We start from the raw sequence: 16,139 nt of genomic DNA, 5'->3' as shown, positions 1-16,139 counted from the left end.
TCTGTCCCGTCCTGCCGACCGCCGGAGCGACCGGCGCGCATGCCACACGCGGCCACCGGCCGGGGCCGCACCCGTCGCCGATCCCTACGGGTCCATACGGACCACGACCGGCACCGTTCATATCGACTCCCCCAGCGTCCGGGGGCCGTCTTCCGTCACACCCTCGCCGTTCACGCCCGTGACACCCAGTTGGCGGGCCAGGCGCTTGAGGCCCCGGTGGGCGGCCGTGCGGACGGCGCCCGGGCGTTTGCCGAGGACGCGCGCCGCGGCGGGCCCGTCCAGGCCGACGACCACCCGCAGCAGCACCGCCTCGGCCTGGTCGCGCGGCAGGCCCCGGATCAGTTCCAGGGCCCGCTCGGTGGAGAGGGACTCCAGGACCTGATCGTGGGTGCTGTGCGGGCCCGGCAGCTCCAGGACGTCCTGCTCCAGCACCGCCGACCGGGGCCGCACCCGCAGCCTGCGCAGGTGGTCCAGCGCCCGGTGCCGGGCGATGGTCGCGGTCCAGCCGCGGAAGCCGGCGCCGTCCCCCTTGAAGCGCCCCAGGTCACGGGCGATCTCCAGCCAGGCGTCGGAGGCGACGTCCTCGGCGTCGTCGCCGACGAGGCCGCGCAGATAGCCGAGCAGCCCCGGTTGCACGATCCGGTACGCCACGGCGAACGCTTCCTCGTCGCCGTCCTGGGCCCGTGCCACGGCCGCACCCAGTTCCCCGTCGTAGGCGTGCGCACGCCGGGGTTCCCCTCCCTGGCCCAAGACTGTCCTCGTTCGTACGGAGTTCGAGACGGGTGCGTGGCGTGCTCGCCGGGGAGTCGATCCGGCCGCGTCCGCGCCCCCACGGTCATCAGCGCCGGGCCTCACAGAAGTGTCACAGCGGGCCGACGCGACGGAGGGGTCACAGTGGGCCGGCACGACAGTGGTGTCACAGCGGGCCGGCGCGACCGAGGGGTCACAGCGGGCCGGCGCACAGCCCTCGCCCCGGCACCCGACGGCCTCCTCGGCCTCGGTCACCGCCGCGCCCGCGTCCACCCCCGCCGCGGCGCCGCTCACGCGGGTCCCGTCGTCACGCCGCCGCCCGTCGGGCCCGGCCGTGCAGGGTCAGGTAGAAGGTCCGGAGTGAGTCCTCGGGGCCGCCCGCCTCGAAGCGGTTGACGACCTTGCCGAGGGGGTTCCAGACCCGCCCGTCCGGCATGCGCACGCCGACCGACTGGCCGAACCAGGAGCGCTGGTCGGCGTCGAGGTCCACCCACACCGCGCCCGCCCGGCGGACGAGCACCTCACCGACGTACGCGCCGAGGCCGACGAGGGTGTCGTGGACGTGTTCCCGGTCGGCACCGCCCTTGCGGACCCCGTCCACCAGGAAGTCCACGACGCGCAGGCTGGCCGGCGAGTAGTCGAGGGGGAGCCGGTGGCGGGCGGTGGCCCGTGCGACGAAGGCCGTGGCGCATGCGCGCATGCCTCTCGCGTCCGGCGTGTGCGCGTCCGTCCTGCTCATGGGTCCCCACCCCTTGCCTCGTCCCGGGGAGACCTGGTCCGGCCCCCGCTGTCCCAGCGGATCGAGGGGGCCGAACATCACAGGTCCATGAGGTGTCGCTTGTCACACCCGTCACGGCCGTCTCCGCGGTGACGCTCCCACCGGTCGGCGCGCTGTACGGGTGCCGCCCGCGTCCGACGAGCGGTCTGATCATGCTCGTTTTCCAGAGGTGGGGAAGTTGAGTCCTCGCAGGACCCACGCGTACAGACCGCTGAGCATCAAGCGCAGAGCCTGGCTGACCCTGGGGGCGGTCGTGGTGAGCGGGGCGGGTGTCGTCACGTACGCCATCGCCGATCCCGGCGCGCAGGCCGGCGGCAAGAGCGCCGCCCGCAAGCCGGTCACGCACACGCTGAAGCTCAAGGACCACGGCGGTGGCCGCAAGGGCCTGGAACAGCGGGAGACGGAACGTTTCAGCGCGGTCGTCGTCACCTGGGACGACCCGCGCGCCAGCGCCAAGGGCACGCCCGAGGTGCGTACCCGGGACCTGGACAGCGGGGCCTGGTCCGACTGGCAGCGGCTGCCCGCGGAGCCGAACCAGGCCGACGGCGCCGAGGGCGCGCGGGCGGGCCTGCGCGGTGCCACGGAGTCGCTGTGGACCGGTGACGCGGACGGTGTGCAGGTCCGTGTCGTCGCCGCCGACGGCAAGGAGGCGCCCGGCCAGCCGGCCGGCATGGACATCCGGCTGATCGACCCGGGCACCGACCCGCAGGGCACCGGCACGTCCGCCCTGGAACCGGCCGCCTTCGTCGCGGAGGGCACCCCCACCGCCACGGACACCGCTTCCCCGAGCGACTCCCCCTCCCCCACGGACACGGCCTCCCCCGGCGGCACCGCCACGCCCACCGACTCCGCCTCACCGACGGATCCGTCCTCCCCCACGAGCACCGGCTCCCCGACGGCGTCCCCGTCCCCCTCACCCACCTCCACGATCCCGGCTCCGCGACCCTCCACCGTGGTGAAGCCGCCGATCATCACCCAGGCGCAGTGGGGCGCCACCACGCAGTACAACGGCACTCCGAGCTACAGCACCGAGATCAAGGCCGCGGTCATCCACCACACCGGGGTGAGCAGCGACAACACGATCTCCTGCGCGCAGACGGCGGCCCGGCTGCGCTCGATCCAGCAGGCGCACATCGCCCAGGGCTACTTCGACATCGGCTACAACTTCGTCGTCGACAAGTGCGGCCAGATCTTCGAGGGCCGGAGCGGCGGCGTCGACCTGCCGGTGATCGGCGCGCACGACATCGGCTTCAACACCAACACCGTCGGCATCTCCTACCTCGGCAACTACGAGACCGCGACCCCGAGCCGGGCCGGTCTGGACGCGATCGCCCGGATCGTCGCGTGGAAGTTCGGGATGTACGGCATCGACCCGACCGGCCGGGTCACGCTGACCTCCGGCAGCGCCAAGGGCGTCGACGGCAACCTCGTCGAGAAGGGCACGTCGATCGAGGTGCCGCGGGTGCTCGGGCACCGCGACACCAACGCCACCGCCTGCCCCGGCAAGAACCTCTACCCCAAGCTGTCCCTGATCAGGGCGCTCGCCAAGACCCCGGGCATCTCGCACGCCCTGCCCACCTCCGACTACAACCGGGACGGCCTCACGGACCTGGTCGCCGGCACCCCGCGCGCCAACTCGGTGACGGTCGTGCCCGGCACCGTCGACGGCCCGTCCGCCGCGCGCAGGCTCACCCTCACCCAGAACAGCGCGGGTGTCCCCGGCGACACCGAGTCGGGTGACGGCTTCGGCGCGTCCACGGCGTGGGGCGACGTCAACGGCGACGGCCGCGCGGACCTCGCGATCGGCGCGCCCGGCGAGGACGACACCGCGGGCACCGACCGCGGCTCGGTCACCGTGCTGTACGGCCCGGGCCTGAACACCGGTTTCTCGTACGCCACCACGGGTGTCACCGCGGCCGGCGCGAAGCTCGGCTCGGCCGTCACCGTCGGAGACTTCAACGGCGACGGCAAGGCCGACGTGTTCGCGGCCGGTACCGGCCGGGGCGGCAACTGGAACGTGAAGCTGACCGGCGGCGCCACCCAGTACGGCACGCTCACCGCCGCCACCGGCGCCCTCGCCTACCTGGACGCGGCGACCGGCGACTTCAACCGGGACGGCTACGCCGACGTCGCCCTCAACTACCGCGACACCACCGGCGTCGGCCGCGTGGTCCGCTTCGCCGGCTCCCGCACGGGTCTGGTCAAGGCCGGCGTGATCTCCGTCAAGGGTGGCCGCTCGATCGCCGCCGGCGACCTCAATGCGAACGGCTACGACGACATCGTCATCGGGCAGCCGGTGGCCGCCGAGTCCGGTGCCAGGCCGGGCGGCCAGGTCACGATGCTGCTGGGCACCGCCACCGGCTTCACCACCACCGGCATGCGGGTGCTGCACCAGGACTCCGCGTACGTGCCCGACTCCGACGAGCCCGGCGACCTGTTCGGCGCCTCGGTCGCGGTCGGTGACGTCAACGCCGACGGCTACCCCGACGCCCTGGTCGGCGCCCCCGGCGAGGACCTGACCCGCGACGGCGCCAACCGGGGCGACGCGGGCGCCGGGTACCTCCTCAAGGGCACCTCCACCGGCCTGACCGGCACCGGCTCGGTCCGGGTCTCGCAGGACACCTCCGGAGTCCCGGGCGCGACCGAGACCAGCGACAAGTTCGGCTCGGCGGTGACCCTGGCCGACCTGTCCGGCTACGGCCGCGCCGACCTGACGTTCGGCGTGGAGGGCGAGGACACCGGCAACGGCCTGCTGATGTACGTCCCGAGCGGCAGCACCGGCATCGGCTACGCCCAGACCCTCTCCCTGACCCGGACGGCGCTGGGCACCCCGGCGGCGGCCCGGCTGGGCCAGACGCTGACGCCGTAACCGGCGGACGCACGGCACACCAGGGCCCCCGCGCGGCACCACGCGCGGGGGCCCTTCGGTTCGCCCCGCCCGGGGACCGTCCCGCCGGCGGTGAGGCGACGGGCCCGGGGCGGCCCGCTCAGCGGTGTCGCGCGCCGCCCGTCGCGTCCACGCACAGCAGCCGCAGGGAGCCGTGGCCGGCGAAGCAGCGGCGGGCCTCGTCGACGGGGTCCCACAGACGGCCGTCCGGGGTGCGCACCCAGTGGTCGCCGCCCGTGGCCCACCACTCGGCGCCGGTCTGCCGCGCGATCACCTCACCGGCGTACGCCCCGAGCCCGCGCAGCACGCCCTCCACGGCCGCGTACGGCGTGTCCTCGCGGCGCAGGTCGTCTATGAGCCGGTCCACGCGCCACAGACTCTGCGCCGAGTAGTCGAGGTGCAGCCGCCCGCCCTCGCGCAGCATGACGACGGCGTCCGCCGCCCACCGCACGGGTTTGACGGCGGCCTGCGGCCGGGCCTGCTGGGTCTGCTGTGTCGTCGCACTGGTCACATACGGGAAAGCGGCGTGAGTCCATGATCCGTCACCCTGTTCGCGGACGTCCCCAGGACCGGTGCACGACCGCCGCACCGCCCCCGCGACACGGACACAGAAGTGACGCTTCGGGGCCCTGTCGCGCTCCTTGAGTGATGAGCGCGTACTTCCACCTCCGCGCCGTACCGCCCCCGGCGCTGCGCAACAGCACGAACTGGCTGCGAAGACTCTTCGACGACGACCGGGACGCCGTGCGGCACCGGGTCGACCGGCACCGCGAGGAGGTCCTGGACGGCCGGTACCCCGACCACCAGCTCCTCTACGCCGACGCTCCCCCGCTGAGCCGCGAGAGCGGCCCCGGTGCCCCGGTGGTGCTGGGCGGCCGGCCGCTGTACGCCGGGCCGCGGCAGCCGCCGTTCCTGGTGCTCACGCCGGCCCAGACGAGCCGGGTCGCCGCGTTCCTGGCCGCGGCCGACTTCGAGGAGCTGTGGCGCCCGGCCCGCGCCGCCCTGCTGCCCCGCTACGGCGGTCCGGCCGAGGAGTCGCGCACCCGCGCCTCCTTCGCCTCCGCCCACCACGACCTGACGGCCTTCTACACGACCACCGCCCGCCACGGGGACGCCGTGGTGAAGTGGCTGCTCACCTGACCCGCCCCGGGGTGTGCACCTGACCCACCCGGGTGCGGACCTCACCCGCGTACCCGGGCCCGCCGGGACACCACCGCCCGCAGCACCCTGCGCCCCTCGGTGGACACGTCCAGGGCACGGCGCAGCCCGGCCGCGCCGTGCCCGGCGAGCAGTTCCAGGACGGTGACCTGGCGGCGCAGCTCGGCGGCGACGAGCGGCGGCATGTCCTGGGTGCGGCCCGCGCGGCGGGAGTCGAGGGGGGCCGGGTCGTCGGCGGGGTCGAGGAGCCGGTGTATCTGGAGCGAGGCGACCGAGCAGGCGTCGGCCCACACCCGCACCTCGGCCGCCGTCCGCTCGGCGGGCGCCGCCCCGAGCATCCGACGCGCCAGTACGACGGCCTCGTCGCCGTCCTCGCCGCCGTCCGGGCCGGCGGTGTCCAACTTGCCGCGCACCTGTTCCAGCAGTCCGCCCCAGGCGGTCGCGTCGGAGGCGTCCGTGAGGTTCCCCCACAGCGGGCGCAGAATCTCGTCGTCGCCGCCGAGGAGAGGCACGCACCGATCCAAACAAGCCAGTCCGCTCGCGGTCAGTCCGCGTTCGTCGGCCCGGGCGATGAGGTCCATCAGGCTCATTCACGCCTCCCTGTCCGGGGCGCCATCCTTACGGAGCCCGCACTTCCCCTTACTGCGTGCGACAGCCGAGGAGTGTCACAGGAAGCCGGCAGCGGCACTTTTCGGCCAGTTCGGATACGGCGTCCACGGCTCAGCCGAGCCGGTCCGCGAGCGCCCGGAACCGGGTCCAGGACAGCGCGGGCGTGCCGGGGTCCCACAGCTTCTGCGCGGTGGCCCGCAGCGGCATCCGGATGCCGGCCGCGACCTGCGCCTGCGTCTGGGACTCCGCGCGGTCGCACCACACGGCGAAGGTCCCGCCGAGGATCTGGCCGTCGTAGCGGGCGGGCACCGGCGTCGTGCCGCGCAGCACCCTCGGCGTCCACTGCTCGTAGATCCGCTCGCCGGTCGGGTAGACGAAGGTCTGCGGCTCGCCGAGCACGTAGTACAGGTACTCGTCGTTGTAGTTGATCACCTTGCGGCCCGCGCTCAGGTACTCGACGGGCGGACGCGCCCCGATCTCCTTGCCGGTCCAGTAGGCGACCACCAGGTCGGCGGCGGGCCGCACCGACGTCCCCCGGTAGAAGCCGTCGTTCCAGGCGCGCATGGCGCGGTCGTGGGCGCGGACGGTCTCGGCGCGGTCGTTGAGCCAGCCGGTGGCGAGGTCGGCGACGCCCGCGCCCGAGCCGTACGCCTCGCGGGCGGCAGCGGCGAGCTGCGGGTAGGAGGCCTCCGGGTCGGACCGGGTCAGGGCCTGGTACTCGTCGCCGCCCAGGTGCCACTGACCGCCGGGGAAGAGCCCGGCGAACTCGTCCAGCAGGTCGTCGAGGAGCGCGCCGGCGTCGCTGTCGGAGATGTCGATCGCCCCGCGCGTCGCCACGCCCCGCGCGTCACGCAGCTGGAGCTCGGGGTGCGCGGCGAGCACGGCACCGAGGTGCCCGGGCGAGTCGATCTCCGGTACGACGGTGATGTGCCGGCTCGCCGCCAGCGCCACGATCCTCTTGACCTGCGCCTTGGTCAGGTGCGGCGTGGAGACGATCTCGGGGTGGGTGTCGGATTCGATCCGGAAGGCCTGGTCGTCGGAGAAGTGCAGGTGGAGCTCGTTGAACTTCAGGTCGCCCAGTTCGCGGACGCGGTCCTCTATCCAGCCGGGCGTGAAGTGCTTGCGGGCGATGTCCAGGAGGAACCCGCGCTGCGGCTTCGCCGGCTCGTCGCGCACGACGCCCTCCGGCGCCGTGCCTCCGCCGCGCACCGCCTGCTTGAGGGTGCGGGTGCCGTAGAACACGCCGGCGTCCGACGGACCGCTGACCGTCACCCGGCCCCCGCGCACCGTCATGGCGTACGACTCCGGGTCCGCGCCCTCGTCGTCGTTGAGCGCCAGCCGCAGGTCACCGGCGCGCACGTCGTCCCGCTCCCCCGCGTACTTCAGCCCCAGCTCGCTCGCGATCAGCCGCCCCTCGTCGACGAGGTCGGCGTCGCTCACCACCACCCGGTGGGCCGCGGCGGGCCGCCAGCCCGGGCCGCGCGCCGGGGTGTGGGCACGGACGGCGGGTATGGTCCGCGGGGTCTGCGAGAGCGCGTACGACCGACTGGGTGTCGGGCTGGGTGACGGTCCGGTGGGGGACGGGGAGGTGTCACCGCCCGTCGGGGTGGATCCGCCGTCGGTGGTCTGCCCGGCCGCCGCCCCGGCCGGCGCCCCTCCGCCGTCCCCGGACGTCCACACCCCCACTCCCGCGCCCAGGACGACGACGAGCCCGCCGGCCAGCAGAGCCCGCCGCACCACCTTCTGCTGCGGGGTCTTCTCCGGCGCCCGGCGCCGGTGCCTGTGCCTGCTCACCCCGCCAACGTACGACCGCCGGGCGAACGAAGCGCGCGGAAGGGGTCCACCCCTCCTTTCGAAACTCTCCCGTTCGAGTGAAATTCGGGCATCCGTCGGACACGTCATGACCACTCTCGATAACGTGAGATCACACCTTTCACTGCATCCCCTGCCACACCACAAGTGACGCGAGGATCCACGCTGCCTGCGCACCGTCTCTCCCACCTTCCGGGCCGCCTCGCCATACCGGCGTTCCCGGAGCAGACCCGGACCCTTCCGTCGCCGCATCTGCTGGAGGGGTTCAACGGCGCGTCCGCCGACGAGGCGCACCGCGCCCTGCTGACCTGCCTGCGCAGCCCGCGCTGGGCCCGCCGGGTGGCCGACCACCGTCCCTACCCCACCGTGGACGCCCTGCTGGCCGCGTCGGACGAGGCGGCCTACGACCTGACGGCGGCCGACCTGGCCGAGGCGCTGTCCGGCGAGTCGCTGCCGCCCCTGCCCGAGGACACCTACGAGGCCGCCCACATGGCCCTGGACGCGGCCCACGCCGCGTACGAGGCCCGCTTCGGGCACGCGTTCGTCCTCTATCTGGGTGACACCCCGCCCGACGAAACGCTCGACCACCTCCTGGAAGCCATCCGGTCACGATTGGCGAACGATCCTGAGAGGGAGCGGGAGCTGGCGGCGGAGGAGCTCCGGCGCATCGCGAGAGACCGTCTGGTGAGACATCTGAGGGGTGCGGGCAACGGCGCGACCAGCCACAACGGCTTCGCGGCCGGCGGATAACAGGACGAACCAGCATCATCCTCGTCCGCGCTCACCCATCCGCGTGCCACTTTGATCACACCGCGAGACCCCCGCTGAGCCCAGCGCCGACGCGTCGCTACGATGCTGGGGGCCGGTGGACCGTACCCGGCCGGGCCCGTCCGACACGAAGCCGGCAGGCCCCAGTCCCCGCTCCCGGAGGGTTCTTCCGTGCCGGCTGGAACGCTGTACCGCGGCCGGGAAGGAATGTGGTCCTGGGTGGCTCATCGAGTCACCGGCGTCCTCATCTTCTTCTTCCTGTTCGTACACGTGCTGGACACCGCACTCGTGCGGGTCTCCCCCGAGGACTACGACAAGGTCGTAGCCACGTACAAGACCCCGATCGTCGCCGTGCTGGAGTACGGCCTCGTCGCGGCCATCCTCTTCCACGCGCTCAACGGCCTGCGCGTCATCGCCGTCGACTTCTGGTCGCAGGGCCCGCGCTACCAGAAGCAGATGTTCTGGACGGTCATCGGCATCTGGGTCGTGCTGATGCTCGGGGCGATCTACCCCGTCCTCGGCCACGCCGCTCGTGAAGTCTTCGGGAGCTGAGACAGATGGCCACCACTGAAACCACCGCGTCCGGGATCGGCCCCGTCGAGGGCGGTTCCGTGTACAACGTCGACAACCCGGCGCCCCTGATCGAGGCCCCGCGCAAGCGCACCAAGAAGTCCCCGAGGTCCGCCCGGGGCAACTTCGAGATGGCCGCCTGGCTGTTCATGCGCCTGTCCGGCATCGTGCTGGTCGTCCTGGTCATCGGCCACCTGCTCATCCAGCTCGTGCTGGACGGCGGCGTCTCCAAGATCGGCTTCGCCTTCGTGGCCGGCCGCTGGGCGTCCCCGTTCTGGCAGGTCTGGGACCTGCTGATGCTCTGGCTCGCGATGCTGCACGGCGCCAACGGTCTGCGCACGGTCATCAACGACTACGCGGAGCGCGCGAACACCCGGCTGTGGCTGAAGGGCCTGCTCTACACCGCCACGGTGTTCACCATCCTGCTGGGCACGCTGGTGATCTTCACCTTCGACCCGAACATCCGCTAGGCACGGGGCTGCGAGAATCATGAAGATCCACAAGTACGACACCGTCATCGTCGGCGCCGGTGGCGCGGGCATGCGCGCGGCCATCGAGTCCACCAAGCGCAGCCGTACCGCCGTCCTGACGAAGCTCTACCCCACCCGCTCCCACACGGGCGCCGCGCAGGGCGGCATGGCCGCCGCGCTGGCCAACGTGGAGGAGGACAACTGGGAGTGGCACACCTTCGACACGGTCAAGGGCGGTGACTACCTGGTCGACCAGGACGCCGCCGAGATCCTGGCGAAGGAGGCCATCGACTCCGTCCTCGACCTGGAGAAGATGGGTCTGCCGTTCAACCGGACGCCGAACGGCACGATCGACCAGCGCCGCTTCGGCGGTCACAGCCGCAACCACGGCGAGGCCCCGGTCCGCCGCTCCTGCTACGCGGCCGACCGCACCGGCCACATGATCCTCCAGACGCTGTATCAGAACTGCGTCAAGGAGGGCGTGGAGTTCTTCAACGAGTTCTACGTCCTGGACCAGCTGATCACCGAGGAGGACGGCGTCAAGAAGTCCGCCGGTGTGGTCGCCTATGAGCTGGCCACCGGTGAGATCCACGTCTTCCAGGCGAAGGCCGTGATCTACGCCTCCGGCGGCTGCGGCAAGTTCTTCAAGGTGACGTCCAACGCGCACACGCTCACCGGTGACGGCCAGGCGGCCGTGTACCGGCGCGGGCTGCCGCTGGAGGACATGGAGTTCTTCCAGTTCCACCCGACCGGCATCTGGCGCATGGGCATCCTGCTGACGGAGGGCGCCCGCGGTGAGGGCGGCATCCTGCGCAACAAGGACGGCGAGCGCTTCATGGAGAAGTACGCGCCGGTCATGAAGGACCTCGCCTCGCGTGACGTCGTCTCCCGCTCCATCTACACGGAGATCCGTGAGGGCCGCGGCTGCGGTCCCGAGGGCGACCACGTCTACCTGGACCTGACCCACCTGCCGCCGGAGCAGCTGGACGCCAAGCTCCCGGACATCACCGAGTTCGCCCGCACCTACCTGGGCATCGAGCCGTACACCGACCCGATCCCGATCCAGCCCACCGCGCACTACGCGATGGGCGGCATCCCGACGAACGTCGAGGGTGAGGTGCTCGCCGACAACACCACAGTCGTCCCGGGCCTCTACGCCGCCGGCGAGGTCGCCTGTGTGTCCGTGCACGGCGCCAACCGTCTGGGCACGAACTCCCTGCTGGACATCAACGTGTTCGGCAAGCGGGCCGGTATCGCCGCCGCCGAGTACTCCCAGCGGGCCGACTTCGTCGAGCTGCCGGAGAACCCGGCGCAGCTCGTGATCGACCAGGTGGAGCGGCTGCGGACGTCCACGGGCACCGAGCGCGTGGCCACCCTCCGCAAGGAGCTCCAGGAGACCATGGACGCCAACGTCATGGTGTTCCGCACCGAGCAGACGATCAAGACGGCGGTCGAGAAGATCGCCGAGCTGCGCGAGCGCTACAAGAACGTGGCGATCCAGGACAAGGGCAAGCGGTTCAACACCGACCTGCTGGAGGCCATCGAGCTGGGCAACCTGCTGGACCTGGCCGAGGTCATGGCGGTGTCGGCCCTGGCGCGCAAGGAGTCCCGAGGCGGTCACTACCGCGAGGACTACCCGAACCGCGACGACGTCAACTTCATGCGCCACACCATGGCGTACCGCGAGGTCGGCGACGACGGCACCGAGACCGTCCGGCTCGACTACAAGCCGGTCGTCCAGACCCGCTACCAGCCGATGGAGCGTAAGTACTGATGGCTACCCCCGTTCTGGACAAGGTCGAGGCGGAGTCCGCGGCCTCCCCGTACATCACCGTCACCTTCCGGGTCCGCCGGTTCAACCCGGAGGTCTCGGCGGAGGCGACCTGGGAAGACTTCCAGCTGGAGATCGACCCCAAGGAGCGCGTCCTCGACGGCCTGCACAAGATCAAGTGGGACGTCGACGGCACGCTGACCTTCCGCCGCTCTTGCGCGCACGGCATCTGCGGCTCCGACGCGATGCGGATCAACGGCAAGAACCGCCTGGCGTGCAAGACGCTGATCAAGGACATCAACCCCGAGAAGCCGATCACGGTCGAGCCCATCAAGGGCCTGACGGTCCTGAAGGACCTGGTCGTCGACATGGAGCCGTTCTTCCAGGCTTACCGGGACGTGATGCCGTTCCTGATCACCAAGGACACCAACGAGCCGACGCGTGAGCGGCTCCAGTCGGCCGAGGACCGCGAGCGTTTCGACGACACCACGAAGTGCATCCTGTGCGCCGCCTGCACGTCCTCGTGCCCGGTGTTCTGGAACGACGGCCAGTACTTCGGTCCGGCCGCGATCGTCAACGCGCACCGCTTCATCTTCGACTCGCGTGACGAGGCCGGCGAGCAGCGGCTGGAGATCCTCAACGACCGGGACGGCGTGTGGCGCTGCCGCACGACCTTCAACTGCACGGACGCCTGCCCGCGCGGTATCGAGGTCACGAAGGCGATCCAGGAGGTCAAGCGGGCGCTGATCACGCGCCGCTACTGAGACCGGCGCGCACCCGCGCACCACACGCCGAGGGCCCCGCTCCTGCACGGAGCGGGGCCCTCGGCGTGTGTCACCGGGTTCAGCCGCGCAGGACGCGGCCCTGCTTGTCGGTGCGGTCGTTGCTGGTGAGGAAGAGGATGCCGTCGATCAGCGCCCAGAAGCCCAGGCCACCGCAGGTGAGGAGCTGGGCGACACCGACGCCGACGGAACCGACGTAGAAGCGGCCGATGCCGAGGGTGCCCAGGAAGAGCTGGAGGATGCCCGCGACGATCTTCGACTTGTCGGAGTACGGACGGCCGAGCGGGTCGACACCGTAGGGGGCGTCAGGGGTGGGGACGGTCATGAGTACTGCTCCTGGAATGACGCGAATGGGGAGTCCAGGAGGGATGCGACGAGAAACGCACGTACGCGCCGACCGTGCATGGACATGACGGAACGTCCCCCCTGTGAGCCGTGAGCCTAGAGAAGCCGGTGAGACAAAAGGGAGTGGGGGCGAGCGATCGTTCCTATTCCGTGATCAAATCACGCCACGGTGGGAAGTATTCCGGTCATTTGTGCAGAGCCGGCGAAGGATCGCCCGCCGCGCCGGGTGGCCGGCTCAGAGGGCGTTGCGCAGCACGGTCCACAGGACGGCGAGGCCGAGGATGACGGCCTGGGCCGGCCGGCCGAGGCGCGGCTGCCAGCGCCGGCCGTGCAGCCCCTCCCACATCCACCGCCCGAGCAGGGCCAGCGCGAACGGCGAGGCCAGCAGCAGGGCCCGGTTGTCGAGCCAGGCCTGGGTGAAGTGACCGTGCATCAGGTCGTAGGCCATGCGGGTGCCGCCGCAGGCGGGGCAGAGCAGGCCGGTGACGTACCGGAACGGGCACTGGGGCAGCAGGTGCCCAGGCTCGTGGGGGTCGGTGACGTACAGGTAGGCGGAGCCGGCCGCCCCGGCGACGAGCACCGCGAGGGGTGCCGCCGCCGGGTGCCGCAGGAACGCGGCGCGCGCTCCGCCCACCGCGTCAGCCACGCAGGATCCGGCCCTGACCGTCGGTCTTGTCGTTGCTCGTCAGCAGGATGATGCCGTCGATCAGCGCCCAGAAGCCGAGGCCGCCGCAAGTGAACAGCTGGGCGAGGCCCATGCCGACGTTGCCGATGTAGAACCGGCCGACACCGAAGGTGCCCAGGAAGAGCTGGAGGATGCCCGCGACGATCTTCGACTTGTCGGAGTACGGACGGCCGTAGGGGTCGTAGCCGTAGGGGGCGTTGGGGTCGCCGGCGTAACCGGCCTGCGGGTAGCCGCCCTGGGCGGGGTAGCCCGCCTGCGGGTAGCCGGGCTGCGGCTGACCGGACTGCGGGTAGCCGTACGGGCCGGGCTGACCGCCCGCGTAGGGGCCAGAGCCGGACTGGGGGTAGCCGTAGCCCGGCTGCGGGGGCTGGGGCGGCTGATGCGGCTGTTCGGACAAGGTGATTACTCCCCGAGGCCATTGATCGGATGTACGACACATGAGTGAGTTCAGGTCATCTTGCAGGAGAAGGGCGGGCGATGAGAAGCCGGGTCGGCGGCAGGGCGGGACAATCACCGTTTCCTGACGGTATTGCACCTATTCTGACGGTATGTCAGATGACGAGTCCTACGAACTGCTCGGGTTCGACAACGTGCTGCTGCCTGTCGGGGACCTCGGCGAGGCCGTGAGCTTCTACGAGCGGGCCGGGTTCGCGGTGGCGTTCCGGTTCGACGAGGCCGGGATCGCGCTGCTGAAGGTGGGGGGTGAGACGCCCGGGGTCCTGCTGCGGCAGGAGGACTGCTTCGGCCACCGGCCGCCGCCGTGGCCCTCCCCGCGCGTGTGGCTGGAGGTCCCGGACGCCCGCGCCGCCGCCCACCGGCTGACGTCCGCCGGCCTCCCCCCGCTCGACGGCCCCTTCCCGGTCGCCACGGGCTGGACGGTCGAACTGGCCGACCCGTGGGGAAACGTGCTGGGCTTCACCGACTACTCCAAACGCCCCGAACTCGCCCGCACCCGCCGCCCCTGCTCCAGGGCATGACGGCGACTGGCCCAGGGCCGACGGGCCGCCCCGCCGCCCCCTGCGACGGCCCCGGGGCAGAGAGGGAGGCCGACTGGGCTCCGCCCGGGGGCGGGACGGAGGCCGGGGTTTCGGGACCAGGCCGGGGCCGAGGGCCGAGGCAGGGACAGGGGCTCCGCCCGGGGGCCGAGGCACCCCGGGGCTCCGTCCCGAGCCCGGCCTGAGGCCGGCGGAACCCCGCTCAGGCCCTGCGGGGCCGAGACCGGAGGCTTGCCCCAGGGCCGGAACGAAGGCCGAGGGCTGAGGCGGGCAGGGCTCCGCCCAGGAGCCGAGGCGAGACCGGGCACCGCCCAGAGCCGGGCCTGAGGCCGGCCGGCCCCGCCCAGGGCCTGTGGGGGCCGATCGGGGCTCCGGCGGCCCGAGGGCTGAGGCGGGCAGGGCTCCGCCCGGGAGCCAAGGCGAGACCGGGCTCCCCCCAGAGCCGGGCCTGAGGCCGGCCGGGCCCCGCCCAGGCCCTGTGAGGGCCGATCGGGGCTTTGGCGGGCAGCCGAGCGCTCCGCGGGCCGACCGAGCGCTCCCCGGCGCCCCAGCCGTCGGCTCAACGCCCCGCGCCACGTCACAGGCCCGCCTGCGCCCCACCTACCGCAGCCCGCCCCCTGCCGCCGCGCCTGCGCCCGAGTTCTGGAGCAGAGGCCCGGCGGCTCCAGCCGCGAGTGCGGGTTCGCTGCCGAGGCGGCGGGTTGTCCTCGGGCCCCGGGGCCCGGGTGGGCTCTGCCCTGCCCTGGGGCTGAGGATCCGGCCGCGTGGCCGACCGCTCCAGGCGGTCAGGTACTCCCGGCGCCCCAGCCGTCGGCTCAACGCCCTGGCGCATGCCACGGGCCGCCGGTGCTCACCGCGCCGAACCGGTGGCCACGGGACGGGCGTGTTCGGTGTCGAGCGGTGGTCGGGGGGGTGGGGGTGTCACTCGTTAGGCTTTGGTGTCGTGCCCGTGAACAGTGACGGCCCTGACGAGGCCGCTTTCCCGACCGAGCCCCCGCGGGGCGCCGCCCGGTCCAAGTCCGAGCAGACCCGCGCACTGATCCTGGAGACGGCGATGCGGCTGTTCCAGGAGCGGGGCTACGACCGGACGACGATGCGGGCCATCGCCCAGGAGGCCGGGGTCTCCGTCGGCAACGCGTACTACTACTTCGCCGGCAAGGAGCACCTGATCCAGGGCTTCTACGACCGTCTCGCCGCCGAACACCGCGCGGCCGTGCAGGAGGTGCTGGACCGGGAGACGGGGCTGGAGGAGCGGCTGTCGGGGGTGCTGCGGGTGTGGCTGGACGTGGCCGCCCCGTACCACGAGTTCGCGGTGCAGTTCTTCAAGAACGCCGCCGACCCGGACAGCCCGCTCAGCCCGTTCTCCCCGGAGTCCGAGCACGCGCGCGTGGAGGCCATCGGCGTCCACAAGGAGGTCCTCGCGGGGAGCAGGACGAAGGTGCCGGAGGAACTGCGGGAGGTGCTGCCCGAGCTGATGTGGCTCTCGCAGATGGGCCTCGTCCTGTACTGGATCTTCGACCGCACGGAGGGTCGCGAACGCAGCTACCGCCTCGCCGCCCGAGGTGCCCGCCTCACCGCCCGTGGTGTGGCCCTGGCCCGCTTCCGCGTCCTGCGCCCACTGGTGCACGAGGTGCACGAACTGTTCACGGACTTCCTGCCCGGGATGACGAAGGCCCTGCCGGACCCGGCGAAGAAGACCGCGCCGGGGGCGGCGGACCACCCCGAGTAGAGCGCCCCGAGCAGGCCCACGCGGACGCGG

General features: G+C 72.3%; 17 protein-coding genes. 9 read left to right on the top strand and 8 right to left on the bottom strand.

Annotation, left to right across the window (positions count from 1 at the left end; all coding sequences use genetic code 11):
- Positions 1-117: 117 nt before the first annotated feature.
- Both ALMP_RS38195 and ALMP_RS38190 read right to left on the bottom strand, forming a co-directional pair.
- On the bottom strand, positions 118-750 hold the full coding sequence (locus ALMP_RS38195; protein ID WP_264936575.1) for an RNA polymerase sigma factor: 633 nt from the start codon (positions 748-750) through the stop codon (positions 118-120).
- 307 nt (positions 751-1,057) lie between these two features.
- Positions 1,058-1,489 (bottom strand): hypothetical protein, encoded by a 432-nt coding sequence (locus ALMP_RS38190; RefSeq protein WP_264936574.1) that lies wholly within the window; start codon positions 1,487-1,489, stop codon positions 1,058-1,060.
- A 208-nt stretch (positions 1,490-1,697) separates the two neighbouring features.
- Between ALMP_RS38190 and ALMP_RS38185 the strand changes: the two genes are divergently transcribed.
- Positions 1,698-4,397 carry an FG-GAP-like repeat-containing protein gene (locus tag ALMP_RS38185; protein WP_375803604.1) on the top strand — a complete coding sequence of 900 codons (2,700 nt, stop codon included), beginning with the start codon at positions 1,698-1,700 and terminating at the stop codon, positions 4,395-4,397.
- A gap of 118 nt (positions 4,398-4,515) precedes the next feature.
- On the opposite strand, the gene ALMP_RS38180 is transcribed toward ALMP_RS38185, so the two are convergent.
- Positions 4,516-4,926, bottom strand: a complete 411-nt coding sequence (locus ALMP_RS38180) for a hypothetical protein (RefSeq protein ID WP_264936572.1) — start codon at positions 4,924-4,926, stop codon at positions 4,516-4,518.
- A 137-nt stretch (positions 4,927-5,063) separates the two neighbouring features.
- On the opposite strand from ALMP_RS38180, the gene ALMP_RS38175 reads away from it, so the two are divergent.
- Positions 5,064-5,555: a YfbM family protein gene (locus ALMP_RS38175; RefSeq protein ID WP_264936571.1), complete on the top strand. Its 492-nt coding sequence runs from the start codon at positions 5,064-5,066 to the stop codon at positions 5,553-5,555.
- A 41-nt stretch (positions 5,556-5,596) separates the two neighbouring features.
- Here ALMP_RS38175 and ALMP_RS38170 read toward each other — a convergent pair whose 3' ends face one another.
- Together ALMP_RS38170 and ALMP_RS38165 are read right to left on the bottom strand one after the other, a co-directional pair.
- Positions 5,597-6,163 (bottom strand): hypothetical protein, encoded by a 567-nt coding sequence (locus ALMP_RS38170; protein ID WP_264936570.1) that lies wholly within the window; start codon positions 6,161-6,163, stop codon positions 5,597-5,599.
- Positions 6,164-6,293: 130 nt separating this feature from the next.
- A complete protein-coding gene (locus ALMP_RS38165; protein WP_375803603.1) occupies positions 6,294-7,976 on the bottom strand; it encodes a glycoside hydrolase family 20 protein in 1,683 nt (560 codons plus the stop codon).
- 165 nt (positions 7,977-8,141) lie between these two features.
- Between ALMP_RS38165 and ALMP_RS38160 the strand changes: the two genes are divergently transcribed.
- The 5 genes from ALMP_RS38160 to ALMP_RS38140 all read left to right on the top strand — a co-directional run bounded on the left by ALMP_RS38160 (position 8,142) and on the right by ALMP_RS38140 (position 12,337).
- On the top strand, positions 8,142-8,744 hold the full coding sequence (locus ALMP_RS38160) for a 2-oxo-4-hydroxy-4-carboxy-5-ureidoimidazoline decarboxylase (protein WP_264936569.1): 603 nt from the start codon (positions 8,142-8,144) through the stop codon (positions 8,742-8,744).
- A 189-nt stretch (positions 8,745-8,933) separates the two neighbouring features.
- Positions 8,934-9,314: a succinate dehydrogenase, cytochrome b556 subunit gene (gene sdhC / locus ALMP_RS38155; protein WP_264936568.1), complete on the top strand. Its 381-nt coding sequence runs from the start codon at positions 8,934-8,936 to the stop codon at positions 9,312-9,314.
- A 5-nt stretch (positions 9,315-9,319) separates the two neighbouring features.
- On the top strand, positions 9,320-9,802 hold the full coding sequence (locus ALMP_RS38150; RefSeq protein ID WP_264936567.1) for a succinate dehydrogenase hydrophobic membrane anchor subunit: 483 nt from the start codon (positions 9,320-9,322) through the stop codon (positions 9,800-9,802).
- A gap of 19 nt (positions 9,803-9,821) precedes the next feature.
- Complete coding sequence (sdhA, locus tag ALMP_RS38145) at positions 9,822-11,576, top strand: succinate dehydrogenase flavoprotein subunit (RefSeq protein ID WP_264936566.1); 1,755 nt, start codon at positions 9,822-9,824, stop codon at positions 11,574-11,576.
- Positions 11,576-12,337 (top strand): succinate dehydrogenase iron-sulfur subunit, encoded by a 762-nt coding sequence (locus tag ALMP_RS38140; RefSeq protein WP_264936565.1) that lies wholly within the window; start codon positions 11,576-11,578, stop codon positions 12,335-12,337. Before sdhA ends, ALMP_RS38140 begins: the two co-directional genes overlap by 1 nt.
- 79 nt (positions 12,338-12,416) lie before the next feature.
- On the opposite strand, the gene ALMP_RS38135 is transcribed toward ALMP_RS38140, so the two are convergent.
- The 3 genes from ALMP_RS38135 to ALMP_RS38125 form a co-directional block, all read right to left on the bottom strand.
- Positions 12,417-12,680 (bottom strand): TM2 domain-containing protein, encoded by a 264-nt coding sequence (locus tag ALMP_RS38135; protein ID WP_264936564.1) that lies wholly within the window; start codon positions 12,678-12,680, stop codon positions 12,417-12,419.
- A gap of 255 nt (positions 12,681-12,935) precedes the next feature.
- Entirely contained in the window at positions 12,936-13,346 is a 411-nt protein-coding gene (locus tag ALMP_RS38130) for a DUF2752 domain-containing protein (protein ID WP_264936563.1), read from the bottom strand.
- The gene (locus tag ALMP_RS38125; RefSeq protein WP_264936813.1) at positions 13,339-13,824 is read right to left on the bottom strand and encodes a TM2 domain-containing protein; all 486 of its coding nucleotides are present in this window, start codon (positions 13,822-13,824) and stop codon (positions 13,339-13,341) included. The genes ALMP_RS38130 and ALMP_RS38125 overlap by 8 nt, the downstream gene beginning before the upstream one ends.
- 109 nt (positions 13,825-13,933) lie before the next feature.
- Here ALMP_RS38125 and ALMP_RS38120 point away from each other — a divergent pair, with 109 nt between their 5' ends.
- Complete coding sequence (locus ALMP_RS38120; RefSeq protein ID WP_264936562.1) at positions 13,934-14,362, top strand: VOC family protein; 429 nt, start codon at positions 13,934-13,936, stop codon at positions 14,360-14,362.
- Between the two features lie 961 nt (positions 14,363-15,323).
- Positions 15,324-16,109 (top strand): TetR/AcrR family transcriptional regulator, encoded by a 786-nt coding sequence (locus tag ALMP_RS38115; RefSeq protein WP_264936561.1) that lies wholly within the window; start codon positions 15,324-15,326, stop codon positions 16,107-16,109.
- Positions 16,110-16,139: the final 30 nt, after the last annotated feature.

The sequence above is a fragment of the Streptomyces sp. A012304 genome, from assembly GCF_026008495.1.
GTDB lineage: Bacteria > Actinomycetota > Actinomycetes > Streptomycetales > Streptomycetaceae > Streptomyces.
This window is presented reverse-complemented; position numbering and strand designations above follow the sequence as displayed.